The sequence below is a fragment of the uncultured Aquimarina sp. genome, from assembly GCF_947492965.1.
Lineage (GTDB): Bacteria > Bacteroidota > Bacteroidia > Flavobacteriales > Flavobacteriaceae > Aquimarina.
This window is the reverse complement of sequence record NZ_CANLOZ010000002.1, coordinates 305,981-320,756: the sequence shown is the minus strand read 5'-3', so window position 1 is coordinate 320,756 and position 14,776 is coordinate 305,981. Positions and strand designations below refer to the sequence as shown.

At 30.9% G+C, this 14,776-nt stretch carries 18 protein-coding genes; 10 read left to right on the top strand and 8 right to left on the bottom strand.

Annotated elements, in window-relative coordinates; translation table 11 throughout:
• Positions 1-5 precede the first annotated feature (5 nt).
• Entirely contained in the window at positions 6-1,055 is a 1,050-nt protein-coding gene (locus tag Q1B37_RS05750) for a DUF3667 domain-containing protein (protein ID WP_299601546.1), read from the bottom strand.
• A gap of 291 nt (positions 1,056-1,346) precedes the next feature.
• Between Q1B37_RS05750 and Q1B37_RS05745 the strand changes: the two genes are divergently transcribed.
• Entirely contained in the window at positions 1,347-2,912 is a 1,566-nt protein-coding gene (locus tag Q1B37_RS05745; RefSeq protein ID WP_299896517.1) for a M28 family peptidase, read from the top strand.
• A 59-nt stretch (positions 2,913-2,971) separates the two neighbouring features.
• On the opposite strand, the gene Q1B37_RS05740 is transcribed toward Q1B37_RS05745, so the two are convergent.
• The 3 genes from Q1B37_RS05740 to Q1B37_RS05730 are packed head-to-tail and all read right to left on the bottom strand — an operon-like array spanning position 2,972 to position 4,827.
• Positions 2,972-3,883: a DUF5777 family beta-barrel protein gene (locus tag Q1B37_RS05740; protein WP_299896514.1), complete on the bottom strand. Its 912-nt coding sequence runs from the start codon at positions 3,881-3,883 to the stop codon at positions 2,972-2,974.
• A complete protein-coding gene (locus Q1B37_RS05735; protein ID WP_299896511.1) occupies positions 3,873-4,421 on the bottom strand; it encodes a YceI family protein in 549 nt (182 codons plus the stop codon). The genes Q1B37_RS05740 and Q1B37_RS05735 overlap by 11 nt, the downstream gene beginning before the upstream one ends.
• Positions 4,414-4,827, bottom strand: a complete 414-nt coding sequence (locus Q1B37_RS05730; protein ID WP_299896508.1) for a hypothetical protein — start codon at positions 4,825-4,827, stop codon at positions 4,414-4,416. The genes Q1B37_RS05735 and Q1B37_RS05730 overlap by 8 nt, the downstream gene beginning before the upstream one ends.
• Before the next feature lie 261 nt (positions 4,828-5,088).
• On the opposite strand from Q1B37_RS05730, the gene Q1B37_RS05725 reads away from it, so the two are divergent.
• From Q1B37_RS05725 to Q1B37_RS05695, 7 genes are all read left to right on the top strand, one after another.
• Positions 5,089-6,216, top strand: coding sequence for a LytTR family DNA-binding domain-containing protein (locus Q1B37_RS05725; RefSeq protein WP_299896505.1), 1,128 nt, complete (start codon positions 5,089-5,091; stop codon positions 6,214-6,216).
• A gap of 245 nt (positions 6,217-6,461) precedes the next feature.
• Positions 6,462-7,310 carry a hypothetical protein gene (locus tag Q1B37_RS05720; RefSeq protein WP_299896502.1) on the top strand — a complete coding sequence of 283 codons (849 nt, stop codon included), beginning with the start codon at positions 6,462-6,464 and terminating at the stop codon, positions 7,308-7,310.
• Between the two features lie 113 nt (positions 7,311-7,423).
• On the top strand, positions 7,424-7,768 hold the full coding sequence (locus Q1B37_RS05715; protein ID WP_299896499.1) for a cytochrome c: 345 nt from the start codon (positions 7,424-7,426) through the stop codon (positions 7,766-7,768).
• Between the two features lie 10 nt (positions 7,769-7,778).
• Positions 7,779-8,195, top strand: a complete 417-nt coding sequence (locus Q1B37_RS05710) for a hypothetical protein (RefSeq protein ID WP_299896496.1) — start codon at positions 7,779-7,781, stop codon at positions 8,193-8,195.
• A gap of 14 nt (positions 8,196-8,209) precedes the next feature.
• Positions 8,210-8,755 (top strand): YceI family protein, encoded by a 546-nt coding sequence (locus Q1B37_RS05705; RefSeq protein WP_299896493.1) that lies wholly within the window; start codon positions 8,210-8,212, stop codon positions 8,753-8,755.
• 1 nt (position 8,756) lies between these two features.
• Positions 8,757-9,671, top strand: a complete 915-nt coding sequence (locus Q1B37_RS05700; protein WP_299896490.1) for a DUF5777 family beta-barrel protein — start codon at positions 8,757-8,759, stop codon at positions 9,669-9,671.
• Positions 9,672-9,697: 26 nt separating this feature from the next.
• Positions 9,698-10,099, top strand: coding sequence for a hypothetical protein (locus tag Q1B37_RS05695; RefSeq protein WP_299896488.1), 402 nt, complete (start codon positions 9,698-9,700; stop codon positions 10,097-10,099).
• A 245-nt stretch (positions 10,100-10,344) separates the two neighbouring features.
• On the opposite strand, the gene Q1B37_RS05690 is transcribed toward Q1B37_RS05695, so the two are convergent.
• The 4 genes from Q1B37_RS05690 to Q1B37_RS05675 are packed head-to-tail and all read right to left on the bottom strand — an operon-like array spanning position 10,345 to position 12,769.
• Positions 10,345-11,019, bottom strand: a complete 675-nt coding sequence (locus tag Q1B37_RS05690; RefSeq protein ID WP_299896485.1) for an SCO family protein — start codon at positions 11,017-11,019, stop codon at positions 10,345-10,347.
• A complete protein-coding gene (locus tag Q1B37_RS05685) occupies positions 10,994-11,590 on the bottom strand; it encodes a toxin-antitoxin system YwqK family antitoxin (protein WP_299896483.1) in 597 nt (198 codons plus the stop codon). Before Q1B37_RS05685 ends, Q1B37_RS05690 begins: the two co-directional genes overlap by 26 nt.
• Positions 11,590-12,435 (bottom strand): YHYH protein, encoded by an 846-nt coding sequence (locus Q1B37_RS05680; RefSeq protein ID WP_299896480.1) that lies wholly within the window; start codon positions 12,433-12,435, stop codon positions 11,590-11,592. The genes Q1B37_RS05685 and Q1B37_RS05680 overlap by 1 nt, the downstream gene beginning before the upstream one ends.
• Before the next feature lie 34 nt (positions 12,436-12,469).
• The gene (locus tag Q1B37_RS05675; protein ID WP_299896477.1) at positions 12,470-12,769 is read right to left on the bottom strand and encodes an EF-hand domain-containing protein; all 300 of its coding nucleotides are present in this window, start codon (positions 12,767-12,769) and stop codon (positions 12,470-12,472) included.
• Between the two features lie 190 nt (positions 12,770-12,959).
• Between Q1B37_RS05675 and Q1B37_RS05670 the strand changes: the two genes are divergently transcribed.
• Together Q1B37_RS05670 and Q1B37_RS05665 are read left to right on the top strand one after the other, a co-directional pair.
• Positions 12,960-14,036 (top strand): histidine kinase, encoded by a 1,077-nt coding sequence (locus tag Q1B37_RS05670; protein WP_299896474.1) that lies wholly within the window; start codon positions 12,960-12,962, stop codon positions 14,034-14,036.
• The gene (locus Q1B37_RS05665) at positions 14,029-14,700 is read left to right on the top strand and encodes a LytTR family DNA-binding domain-containing protein (RefSeq protein WP_299896471.1); all 672 of its coding nucleotides are present in this window, start codon (positions 14,029-14,031) and stop codon (positions 14,698-14,700) included. The genes Q1B37_RS05670 and Q1B37_RS05665 overlap by 8 nt, the downstream gene beginning before the upstream one ends.
• Positions 14,701-14,776 lie beyond the last annotated feature (76 nt).

Genomic DNA, 14,776 nt, shown 5'->3' with positions numbered 1-14,776 from the left:
AATAATTAATATAAAAATATAGAAACAAGAATAATTCCAGTAAAAGCAATTGGTACAATAATCATAACATAAACATAGGTAACTAAGATTCCTTTGAAAAATGTAGATATCCGACTACTCTTGTAAAAATTTCTTAGCGCAATCATCAGATATATAATAAACGAAAAGAAAAAGAGTAGTTTTAACCAAACAGGAATTTCGAATATCATATTTCCTAAAATCAGGAAACATAAAGAGGTGAAAATAAAAGTAAAGAAGTAGAAACTAAAGACCATATGATGAGCAAAAGTTCCTTTTTTCCAATAAAATATCTTTAATAAAAACGCGAATAAAGGAAGCATTAAAAACATAGTAATAGGAATCGTATCATATAAAGTTTTTAAGATTCCACCACCTTTTTGCTCATAAAGCTTTAGGATTTGTGTAAAAAACTTCCTTTTAATTAAACTATCTCCTTCATTCAATCCCATATGCGCAAGCTTCTCTTCTAAGGGAGCACCAGATCTAATTAAAGAGTCCAATTTTTTTTGTGAAAAACTAAAAGTTGATTTTGGATTCTTTTGCTCTGCAGTAAGTACAGAATCTATAACATTAAGATCTTCTTTAGCAATATTGGTAAGAACAGCGTTTTCTTTAAGCGCTTTTTTAGCAATTTCTATACCGATTGAGTCTTTTTTAAAATCTAAAGAGTCTATCGCTATTTCTCCTCTAAACTCTTTTTGAAACTTTTGAGTTAAATCATTATCGGCTTTTCTAACGGTAAAAGAAAAAATAAAAAAGAAAACTACAGATATGAATAAATAAAATTGTGCAGGATGCAAATAAGAAAGACGTTTCCCATCTACAAATCGTCTAGCTAGAATACCCGGTTTAACCATTAATGGAATAAAACTCTTAAAAAAACGTGCATCTACCGCAAAATAGTTACCAATAGTGTTGCTAAATAATACACCAAAAGTTAATTTATCCGCAGATTCCTGACCACAATACGGACAGTAATCGAATGATTCATCAAAGTGTTTTTCACAATTTTTACACTGAGTAGTTTTAGACATGCTCCCCTTTTTTTGATCAGTTATCCAGAATTAAAGATTTCTGAACTTTTCCCTAAATATTATAATTTTAAGTAAACAACCTATATTGTGTGAATTAAGGATGTTTAGCTCAATATGACGAATTTACGAATATAATTCAATTCTAAATCCAGTAAAGTTTCGAGCATAACAAAATTATCAAAATCGTAAACACCCTTCTATAGTACAGTTATTTTGGTACTGCATTAACAAAATCATTTAGAATTTCTTGTATTTTTGGGACATCAAAAATTTAAAATTCGCACATCTTTTATGAAAAAGTTATTTTCCGTTTTAGCCATAGCGCTGTTCGTTGTGGCATGTGGAACAAAAAAAACAGCAACTACCAAGAGTACAACTAAAGTTGCTAATGATCCATCTATTTATGCAAAAACTATTACTTCCGAAGATCTAAAAACCGCGCTATACACCTATGCTTCCGATGAATTTCAAGGAAGAGAAACTGGCGAACCTGGACAAAAATTAGCTGTAAATTATCTAAAGGACCAATATATCAAACATGGAGTGCAAGCTGCTAAAAGCGATGGAAATTATTTCCAGGAAGTTCCTTTAGAAGTATCAAGTACTCCAAAGGTGACAATAACAGTAAATGAGAAACCATTTTCGTATAAAGATGATTTCATATCACTTACATCAGGTAAAACAGATAAATTTTCTTTAGATCAGATTGTATACGCAGGATATGGTATAGATGATGAGAAATACTCTAATTATAAAGATGTTGATGTAAAAGACAAATTTGTATTGATAAAGTCTGGAGAACCTAAAAATGCAGATGGTACTTATATCGTTACTGGCACGTCAGAAGGATCTAAATGGTCTAATATGAGACAACAATTTGCTGCTAAAAGTGCTGCTGCACAAGAAAAGGGAGCAAAAGCTATTTTATTCTATTTCCCAGAAGTATATCAAATGGCAGTTGCTCAGTTTAGCGGCTCATCTGGCAGAATGTCACTAGTAGGAAATGAAGAAGAACCTTATTTCTTTCTTATCAATACAGATTTAGCCAAAGCTTTTGTTGGTGATATTGAATCTAATGAAAAATCTACTACGTTGAAAACCAATATAACAGTAGATTATAAAAATGTTTCTGAAAAAATAACATCCGAGAATGTAGCAGCTTACATTAAAGGTTCTGAAAAACCAGATGAGTTTATCGTAATCTCGGCTCATTTAGATCATGAAGGTGTAAAAGATGGTAAGGTATACAATGGTGCGGATGATGATGGATCTGGTACTGTAGCTATCGTTGAAATTGCCGAAGCTTTCTCCAAAGCAGTGAAAGATGGCAATGGACCTAAACGCTCTATCGTGTTCTTAAATGTTACTGGTGAGGAAAAAGGTCTTTTGGGTTCTCGCTATTATACGGATATAGATCCTATTTTTCCTTTAGAAAATACAGTTGCCGATCTTAATATAGACATGATAGGAAGAACAGATCCTAAAAGAAAAGAAGGAAAAAGAAATTATATATACTTAATCGGAAGTGATAAATTAAGTACCGAACTTCATACTATATCAGAAGAAGTAAATCAAAAATACACGAATGTAGAATTGGATTATACTTACAACGATGAAAATGATCCTAATCGTTTTTATTACAGGTCAGATCATTATAATTTTGCAAAGAACAATATCCCTGTTATATTCTATTTTAATGGAACTCACGATGATTATCACCAGCCAAGTGATACTCCAGATAAAATCGAATATGATTTATTAGAAAATAGAACACGATTAATATTCTATACCGCTTGGGAACTAGCTAATAGAGAAAATCGTATCATTGTTGACAAAGCAGTAGAAAAGACCAATTAAAATTTACGTTTTAATTTAAAGAAGAGGCTTGAATAACATCATCAAGCCTCTTTTTTATTTTAAGGTTTTTTTTGGCTAAGATGCAATGCAAAAGTAGCCGTAAATCCAAAAGTAAAATTACCGTCTTGTAAATTAAAGTTATTAGGAGTTTGGGTAATAAACACATCTTCTACAGTGCTCCATGCATTGGTCATATGAAATTGTAACATTAAATCACTTAACTCCCAATTAACTCCTAAAGCAAAAGCACCAAAAGTATCCACAGATTGAATAGGATTTGCTACATAATAATATTCTGACACTATAGACACATGCCCTCCTACTTTATATCTTCCTCCAATACCAACAGCAAAATGATTATTTGGATCTTCATCAGATAATGATGATCCTCTATGAATAAACGTTGGAGAAATTTGTGCCGAAAACTGTGGTGTAAACTTACGGGCAATTAACACCTGACTTGTAAAAGCCAAACGATCCTGGAACGAAGTGTCTTCAAAACCTCCATAGATTGCCGATCTTCCGTTAGATTCACTTCGATAAGAAGCATTTTGAAATAATGTGATACTCAAAAAAGACTTTTTAGACTTTTTTCGTTGTCTAATTAGGTTATATTTTAAAAATCCGTCGTAAACATCTTCTAAAGTTGTCCAACCAAAACCAGTAGACAGTCTATCCGAAATACCATATTCTAAAGCAAGTCTTGCACTCCATTTATCAGCTACAAAACTTTGTCCTTGATGATTAGGAACATTCCACCATCTATTCATTGCCATTATCTGTAAAACTCCCTTTTTTCTATTTTCTATTGAATGTCCTATCGCAATTCTTGTAGATTTAAAAGTTGCTATTTCATATTGCGGAGTATCCGGATATTCTTTTTCCAAGGTTTCCAGTAAATCCTGAGCTTGTGCCATGTTATTAAAACCAACACATATAATTAATAAGAGAAAAAATATATTATTCTTCATAAGGCTGATATTCAAATCTAAATGTAACAGATATAACTTTGGCTATGTTAGGTCTAAGAATGGGTGGAATTTTAATTTCGAAATCTTTAACGGTTAGTTCAAAATCTCCGGTAATTATAAATTTACCGTCTATATTTTCTATATTAGTTTTAATCTCCATTTCCTTGGAGATGTTTCTTATCGTGAGAGTACCTTTTACAAACTTGGTTTGAGATCCTTCAATATTCGGATCAAAATCTATAAAGTTACCTTTAAAAGTAGCTTTCGGATACAAGTCAGATTCGATATAACTTTCATTAAAATGTTCATGCATCAAAGATTTCTTAAAAACAAAAGCATTCATTAGCATACTAATGGCAATCTCTTGTTTGGATAAATCGATAATACTTAATACTTGATTATTTTTAGCCTCTATATTCTCTACAGAGGTATACGAAAAGAACGAGACTTGTCCCTGACGCGTAATCACTTGCTCAGATATACTGTCTGATGGCACAAAATTGAGCAAGAAAAATAGTTGAATAAGAATTTTATTCATTAGTATTTTGATTAGTAAGCACGCAATTTAATAAAATAACATCTTTAAGGTACCCTTTACAGACTCCTTTAATGGTAATTGTATCACCTTCTTTAAGTTTTTTTAATTTCATTTTGTGGTTTGGTTGTATATCACATATGATACTTGAGCTTTTTGTATTTCCCTCTAATATCAATGTGCTTCTATTATTTAAATAGCTAATTTCTTTGATGCTGCCAGTTACTTCTACTACTTTATTCTTATAATTATCGTTGGCAGTTTGCTCATCTCTACTAAACGATGCAACTAGCGATGTAGAGCTCAAATGTAATTCTGGCTCAGTTGCTACAACATTTATATATTCTCCACCAAAAATCAGATAATACACAGATATACTCAGGAAGCATACGGAAATGAAAAGGAACATTGCTATTTTAATTTTCTTAGTCACTTAGAATATCAAAGTTTATGGACACTGTAGATTTGAAAAACAAAGTAATAGGAAATCATAGAGTATCAAAAGAAAAAGTTTCTGAAAAAGAAAAATAGGAGTTGAAAAGGAAAAAAAAGGCAGTAAGCCAAATATCAATAATTCTTTTATCTAAAACTAACTAGTTATAAAATATTGTATTTTCGTTTTAAATTTGGAGAAATACCCGGCTAAACGATACGATACCCCTAAGCAATAATGAGAAAAGACAGATTATATTTTTTAACTTTTGTTTCTATTGCCGTAATATTCCTAATTATTGCTTCTTTTGGAGTAAAGTATTTTGTAAAAGTAAGCGCTAATCAATTAATAGAAATACAATTAGAATCCAGTAAGCGTGAAGCTGATGAAATTTCTAAACTTACGCATTACCAAATCAATGATGGTATTGAGAGACAAAAAATAATAAGCAATCTTCAGAAAGTAATTGAAAACACGCATAATGGGACCTCTTTTGTCTGTGTATTTGATTGGTCTGGTAAAGAAGTTTGTAATCCTGATATTACAAAGGTTGGACAAAAAGTAAATTCTGATCAATCTCTCCTAACCTCACTTAACGAAGAAAACAGTTCTGATAAATTATATGATTTACTTTTAGGCGAAAGGAAACAAAATGATAGTATTCCTAATAATGAGCTAGAGACGGAGATTGTTTACATTGCTCCTGTTAAAGATTCTGATCTTATTGTTGCAGCACAAATTAATCTTAATAAAGTAAAAGGACAAGTCCGGAAATTAAAGACTAGTTTTTATACCATATTTATATTAATGGGTGGATTAATTATTCTCTCCTCATTTATTGTAGTTCGCATTATAGGTAGTTACTACGAAAAACAATTGGAACAGAAAAACACTGACTTAGAAAGTGAATTACTCAACCTTTCCAAATTGAATACAGATCTCATTGCATACCAACAAAGGATTGTAGATAAAACTGAGGATGAAGTAGTCGAGCCAAATGACTCTTCTTCCGATTTAGCTAATGACCCGAGTAAAAAAAGAATACTTACCTATATCCGAAACGAATTAGTTCCTGTTTCAATCGATCAAATAGCATATATATATACAGAGAATAGTATAACATATGTAGTTTGTTTTGATGGAAAAAAATCAACTAGTAACGTGAGTCTTGATGATATGCTCACTAGTTTAGATCCTTCGGTATTTTTTAGAGCAAATAGACAATTTATAATTAGCATAAGTGCCATTGCAAAAATTATTAAATACGGAAATAGCCAGCTTAAAATTTTAATTAACAACGCTGATGTCGAAATTATTATTAGTAAAAACAAAGCATCAGAATTTAGACAATGGCTAAATATTTAATAAAGTTTTATTCGTTTTTTAGATTCCAAAATATCTACATACTAACTTTTTGATATTATAGATAAGATGAATTCTAATTTCATTTTAACTCAGATGTGATTCTTGAATTTATTCAAAAATCGTAATTATTTCACCCTCTTTTTTTTCCTTTTTAACCCTTTTTTTTCCCTCTCATACATTTTATTTTGTTTCTGAGCCCAGTGTTGACGGTTATTTGTGGCATAAATCATAAATAACTTATTACAATGAAAAAATCATTTTATCTATTACTAACATCAATAGCAATATTAACTAGCTGTAGTAGCGACGACGTAGAAAATATTATTGATCCTAATCCACCAACGACAGCTAATGCAGTACAACTTGCAAACGATGCTACCTTTGGAAACATCCTTACAGATTCTGAAGGAATGTCTCTATATTTCTTTTCAAGAGATACAAAAGGACAATCTGAATGTAACGGTGATTGTAAAACTGCGTGGCCTATATTTTATGAAGCTGATTTAACACTTGATGCAGGATTAGATGCTGCAGACTTTGGAGTAATTACCAGAGCTGATGGAGAAAGACAAAACACATACAAAGGTTGGCCATTATATTATTTTGTAAATGACAATGCTGCAGGAGACACAAATGGGGATAAAGTTGGAAACAACTGGTATATCGCAAAACCAGATTATTCTTTAATGTATGCAGAAGCACAATTGGTAGGAAGAGACGCTGATGGAAACGATCTAAACTTTACTAGTGATTATACTGAAGGAGATGGACTTACATTTTACATCACTAACAGTACTGGAAGAACAATCTATGCTTTTGTAAATGATACTAAAGACACGAACAATTACACAGCAGATGATTTCTCTAATGATCCAATCTGGCCAATCATAAGCCTAGATATTAATAACATACCAAGTATCCTAGATCGTAACGACTTTGGAACTATAGATGTATTCGGAAGAACTCAAGTAACCTACAAAGGAAGACCTCTGTATTATTTTGGTCAAGATGTAGAAAGAGGAGATAATTACGGAATCAGTGTTCCTACGCCTGGAATCTGGCCAATAGTTAATACCGATACAACAGCATTATAACATTTTAGTTTGATTCATTTTTATAATCATTAAGTAGTTAGTTGGTCATAAGAGGAAGACGGTACTTTACTTATGAAGTTAAGCTTCCTCTTATTCTAAATTCACAAAAAACAATGAAATCATTTTCCAAAATCAAATTAATATGTCTTCTAGCTGTAAGTATATTTTACTCTTGCGAAACAAATGTTGAAGAAGAAACTGTAGCAATTGAAGTCTGCGATGATGAAATCTCTTTTTCATCTGATATAAAACCAATCATTAATAACGACTGTATACGATGTCATGGAGGTAGCGGTAATCAGGCGCCAGACTTAACAACTTTTGAAAATATTAGTAATAATGCAAACAGAGTACGAAGAGAAGTTGTAAACAGAACGATGCCTTTAGGAGGTAGTTTAAGTAACAACGAAATTGAGCTTATACGTTGCTGGATAGACAATGGAGCTTTAAACAACTAAATCGTTCGATATGACTAAAAAGACAAAAAAACTCTTAATACTCTATTTTTTCGCAGCGATACTGGTAGTTTCTATCATTACTGTAAAAATATACAACAAACCATTTATAAATATTGCTGAATCCAAACCTAGTTTGTCATTAGCTTCAGAAGCACTACTGTCGGACTTTATCAATGATGAAAGTACTGCAAACACAATGTATTTAGAAGAACTAATACAAGTTAATGGAACTATTACAGCAATAGAGAAAGGAAAAGATGGTAATGATATTATAACACTAGGCAATGAAAATACTATAGGTAGTATCATTTGTCATCTTTCAAAAAATGAAAAAAACTTAAAAACAGGTCAAGAAATAAGCATTAAAGGCATCTGTACAGGATATTTAATGGATGTCATACTCGTAAAATGTGTAATCGTACCATAAACAACACTAACAAAATGAAAACCATACTTATAATATTCACCTTCCTATTATCATCTATTACTGTAGTAGGACAAGGTAAATTCTTAACCAAACAAGGCTATACATCCTTTTATTCTTCCACTCCAATAGAAGATATAAAAGCAGATAATAATCAAGTACTTAGCATTATTGACACTTCTTCGGGTACTATAGCTATAGCCATTTTAATGAAATCTTTTTCATTTGAAAAAGCCTTGATGCAAGAACATTTTAATGAAAATTATGTAGAATCAGATCGTTATCCAAAAGCTACTTTCAAAGGAAAAATCTTAGACTTCGAAACCTTAACAAACAAAGAAACCAAAGTTAATATTATAGGTGACCTAACAATTCATGGTGTAACTAAGAAGATGGAAATACAAGGTAATATCAATTCTACAGAAAAAGATATCTCACTAAAGGGAGATTTTGAAATCGAAGTAGCAGACTTTGGAATTAAAATACCTTCTGTAGTAGCCAATAATATTGCTAAAACTATAAAGGTAACGTATGAATTTGATCACAAACCTTATCAAAAATAACATGAAAAAATTGACAGTTATTGTCTTTTTGCTAGCCATTAATATCCAAGCATTCGCTCAAGATCTAATGGATATTTTAGAAGAAGAGACTACAGAAGCAAAAAACTATACCACTGCTACATTTAAAGGAACCAGAATTTTAAATGGTCATTCGGTAGAGAATAGAAAAAAAGGAACTCTAGAGTTTTTGATATCTCATCGATTTGGAAGAGTTAATCTTGGGGCCGATGAATTATATGGACTAGATCAATCCAATATTCGATTCGCATTCGAATATGGATTAACTGATAATATAATGCTAGGTGTTGGAAGAAGTAGTTTTGATAAAACGTATGATGGATTTATAAAATATAAGTTTTTAAAACAAAGTACTGGTAAAAAGTCTTTTCCTTTCACAGCTACTATATTTTCTAGTATTGCTTACAGAACATTAAAAGATTTTGACCCTGAAGATGAACCTACTTTTAGCCAAAAATTATCTTATGTTTCTCAAATTTTAATAGCACGAAAGTTCAGTCCTGCTTTTTCATTACAAATCACGCCTACTTATGTACATAGAAACTCAGTAGCGATTAATGATGATCCACACGGAATTTTTGCAGTAGGGATAGGCAGTAGAGTCAAGATAACTAAAAGAATTTCTATAAACGGAGAATACTATTATACTGCGAATCCTCTACAGTCTATAGACGCATCCAATTCTTTAGCATTTGGTGTGGATATCGAAACAGGTGGACATGTTTTCCAGATTATTCTTTCTAATTCTATAACGATGATAGAAAAAAGCTTTATTACGGAATCCACGGATAATTTTTTCGAAGGTGATATACATTTAGGATTCAATATATCCAGAGCATTCCAAGTGGGCAATAAGAAAAAGAAAAAACTTAAGCAGATAAAAAACTCTGGTATTTAACAGCTTCTAATAAAACTCTGATATTTATGTTATTACAAACTAAAATTTTTAAAAAAGAGTACAAAGTAAAAGGAGAAGATGTTGACGATTTTATGGTAATGGAAACCTCTGCCTATCAAAAATATGTTGCATCAATATTTAAAACTTTCCTTTTTGAAAATGGTCTTAAAAACAAAACCTCAAAAAAAATAGATTATACACCAGTGACATCATTAAACTCATTAGTTTTAATTAAGCCACTAATGTTTTTACAAGAATTTTGTATCAACTTAGAGCTTATTTGTTCGGATAAAAACTTGAAAAAAATAGAAATGAAAAGTCGATTTTTTAATTCGAATAATGAATTATGTGTTATGGCAAATACACATTTTCTTGATTTTGATAATGCAATGATGAACAAAAATAAAATTATCAATGTCAGTTATTAATCAATTTTCAACAGAACTAATTACTATAGAAACAGGGGATAAAATTGCTATGATAAATGGTTTATGTTAGATAATTGGTTGTTTATGAAGGCTGGATTTTTATGAAATTCAGCCTTTTTTTTGGTTCTAGAATAAAAACAAATCCCCAGTAACTCTCCAGTTACCGGGAATTTGAACACAATCTATCTATAGATACAAAAAACAACCATGTGGTACGTTTCTAAAGTTCTGGGGTAGTTTCTATTTTAAAAATATTTTTCAGATTTTAAGGTATGAATATCTGCGATAAGTTGCTTAATTGAAGTCTTATTCAATCCATTATAAATACCTCTTATATGTTTGTTTTTATCTACTAATACAAAATTCTCTGTATGCAGAAAATCATCATTTGCTTTGGTTTCTCCTAAATCTTCTTCTACAAAATAATAGTTCCTACCTAGATTATAAATATCATCTCTTTTACCTGTTACCAGATGCCATTTATCATTCATCACACCTTTGGCATCTGCATAATCTTTAAGAACATTTATAGAATCTCTTTCAGGTGTTACCGAATGTGATAACAACAAAACTTCTTCATCATTTTCGAATTCTTTTTGTAATACTAACATGTTGGTAGTCATTTTAGGACAAATTCCTGGACAACTGGTAAAGAAAAAATCAGTAACATAAATCTTATCCTTAAATGTTTCATCAGTTACTTTTTCACCTAGTTGATTCACTAAAGAAAAGTTAGGTATCTTATGAAAACCTTCTAATTCTTTAGCATTTGGTGTTAACCAATTTGGCGTAAAACTAGCATCTTGATAATAGGGCAACACCTCTACTCTACTAGACTTCCATTCTTCTTGTTTACAGCTTACACAAAAGCAACAGATGATGAATACGTAAAATCTATTTTTTATATTGAATAATTTCATCCTCCAATTCATAACATAAATTCGCTCGTTTTAAGCCAAAGATTCTTCCATTTTTAGCTTCATAATTATTGTAGACTTTTCCATTTTCGCGCCAAGCTTTTTGCAGCCCTTTTTCTTTACCATTTACAATAGTCAGTTCTTTAAATTTGTTTCCACTTTTATACCATTGTTTTTGAAGTCCATCTACAATACCATTATTAAATCTGGATTCGGAACGTAAATTCCCGTTACTCCACCATGATTTAACTATACCATCTTTTTTACCTTCGACATAATTTGCTTCAAAACTTAATGTTCCATTTTCAAACCATTTTCGATATATCCCATGCTTTTTCCCTTTTTTATATGTTGCCATTTCTGCTTTATTATTAGCTGTATAATAGGATTCTGAAATACCGTTAAAAGGTTCATTTTTATAGTATACTAACCCAAGATTCTTTTTCAAGTTTAGATGGTCCTTGGATACCACGTTAAACACAGGAATGTCTTCAGATACTATTTTAACGTCTTCCTTGGTATCATAACAAGAACCCATAACAACTATCACCAGAAAGAACGAAAGCAACTTCATTACTGAATGTTATTAGGTGTTCCTTGATAATCTCCTGGAAAAAGAATATAAAACTCGTTAAGATATACTTCGTTCTGGATGTGATAATGATATTCTTCTGTATCCGAATATAGCGTTGCACCCGTATGTCCACCAGATTCATCTAAATCCGAAGGATATTCTCCAGAAGGCTCTTTTCTACCATACAAAAAGAAACCATCTGCCATAATACCTATCAACTTATCATCGTCGTTAGACCATGCCTTTGGTTCTAAATGATAATGATAGCTTTGTGGTCCCGTATGAGCAGCAGTATAATCTAAAGATCCAACGGCATTATCCAGAGGAATGTTAGGTCCTTCTTCGTCATTATAAATTACTGCACCGCTTACTGCGATACCAATAGCTCCTAATCCAGTAGCTGTGGAACTTGTTGCTAACTCTGGTGATGATGGAACAGTTAATGAGTAAGAACCATTAAAATTATCAATATTTCCTGGTGCCATTTGTTCAAACGAAGTAACCGTAGGAGCTATAAATAAAGGATGATCCTCGGAGGCGGCAGGAGTTTCTATTACTTCTCCATTGGGTCCCATAAGACTTCTTGCTGTCGTGTTAGACCAATAAGGAGACGTATGATTTGGTCTTCCATTGGTTTCTATAATTACATTAGAACCACTCAGCATAACTGTTACATTATCGGTATCAAACGCTGCGAAAGCATCATGAAGTTCTGCTACCATCCCATCATCATCTGTTGTGGACGTATTATTATCATCTCCGCTACAAGCAATAATTCCAATAGAAATAAGAATAATCACCAATAAAGAGACTTTGGCGAATCCATTTTTAAATATACTCTTCATTTTTCAGGTTTTAGTTAATAAATTATTGACTGAATTATCGATTATCTCTAGGAGGTCCTTTTCTTTCAGGTTTTGGGGCTTTCTCTAATTCCTCTTTGGTAATAAACCCATCTTCGTCAAGATCTATTTTTGCAAAATCTCTTTTTAATGGTCCTTTTATCTCATCTTTAGCTAATTTTCCATCTTCATTAGCATCCATTTTTTTGAAAATTTCTTCTACGGAAGGACGTTCTTTTTGTCTTTTATTATCATTGGATTGTGCATTTGAATGACAAGAAGTAAAAACAAAAATACCGGTCATTATAAGTCCTAAATTAAACAAGCTACTTTTCATATTTTTTCTGTTTTAGTTTCTTGTATAGACTTTAAATTTCGCCAAAAGTATAATGCGAAAGCAGTGTTTTCTGTGAATCTAATCATATACTCAGTGAATACCCTATTTAATTCTATAAACAGTTTATTACAGAAGCTTTAGAATATATTACTTTAGAAAATAAATATTTTATTTTCACTTAATTTGTAATATGACAAGATCTATACGATTCTTATGCCAAGCAGGGCTCTGGGCTACAGTTTGGATTTTTTTATCGATTTTACAGAAAAGGAATGATAAATTTCTTCTTGAGAATACAGTAGTCTTTGGTTTCCAAGTTGCACTAATAGGATTATTAATTTTTTATATAGCAAAACAGTTCTTGTTTAAAAGAAAATACATCCTCTTCACCATCATATCCATAATTCTAATATCAGTTTCTGCATTTACATCATCATCTATATTCTCTGGATCAAAAAGTCATATGCCATTTCGAAGATCCGAAACTCCGAATGATAATCGTAAACCTCCAATTAGAAGAAATAGACCAGTAAATCCACCAAAAAGAGTAAATCCTCCTTCGATATTTATGGTTCACTTTTCGAGTTTAATGATTGCATATTTAATAGCTACCTTTTTAGAGACTTTTTTATTTGCACAACGAAAAGAAGAGGAAATGATCATAAGCAAAAATGAAAATTTGCAAACCGAACTTAAATTGTTAAAATCACAGATCAACCCACATTTTTTATTTAATTCTCTTAATAACATATATGCGTTATCCGTAATTGATTCCGATAAAACACAACAGAGTATCAGTTATTTATCAGAAATGCTTCGTTATGTATTATATGAATGTGACCGTCCTTTTGTAACTATCAAAAAAGAACTAGCATATATTGAAAATTATATTCAATTGTTTTCTTTAAAAAGCAGTAAACCTTATAATATTAATACAGAATTCGAGGTCTCTGATCCTTCAATATTGATTGCTCCTATGCTGTTTATTCCGTTTATAGAAAATGCATTTAAACATAGTAATATTGAGAAACCTGAAAATTCTTTTATGGATATTTATTTATATTCCTCTGCAGAAGTAGTAGTTTTTAAAGTTGAAAATAGTATTCCTAAAGACACCATGATAAAAGATAAAATTGGAGGAATTGGATTAGAAAATGTGAAGAAAAGATTAAATATACTGTATGCTGAAAAACATACATTACATATTGATACTAAAGATCAAATATTTAAAGTAGAATTACGTATAAATTTACCAAATCATGCTTAAATGTATTATAATCGATGACGAAGAATTAGCAAGAACGCTTTTAAAAACATATATAGATCGTTTGGATTATGTAGAGATTGTAGCTTCTTTGGAAAATCCATTGGATGCCATACCAATTTTAAAAAGTCAAACCATTGATATCTTGTTTTTAGATATTCAAATGCCTGATTTAAAAGGTACTGATTTAGCTAAAATGATTTCTTCTAAAACCCAGATTATATTTACCACTGCATATTCAGAATATGCTTTAGAAGGTTTTGAATTAAATGCGCTAGATTATTTACTAAAACCTATTACTTTCAATAGATTTCTTACAGCAATCAATAAAGTTAAAAAAGAAAGCCATTCACAAGAAACAGACGCCACCATTACTATAAAATCAGGATATGATTTGCATAAAATAAAATATAAGGACATTTTATTTATAGAAAGTGATAGTGAATATGTAATATATCATATAGATAATAAAAAGATAATGAGCCATCAAACATTAAAATCATTAGAAGAAAAATTACCTCACTTTTTTATGAGAGTTCATCGTTCTTTTATTATTAACAAAAATTATGTGAGTGCTCTAAAAGGAAAAGATCTTTTAATACATAATACTAAAATACCTGTAAGTTCTACATACTATGAATCTGTAAAAGAAACCTTATTCAGTTAGTTATTTGTTTATGTTTAATGACACGAAATAGTTAAAGCTTTTTGATTCGAATATGTTATCCCATAATAGTATTGGG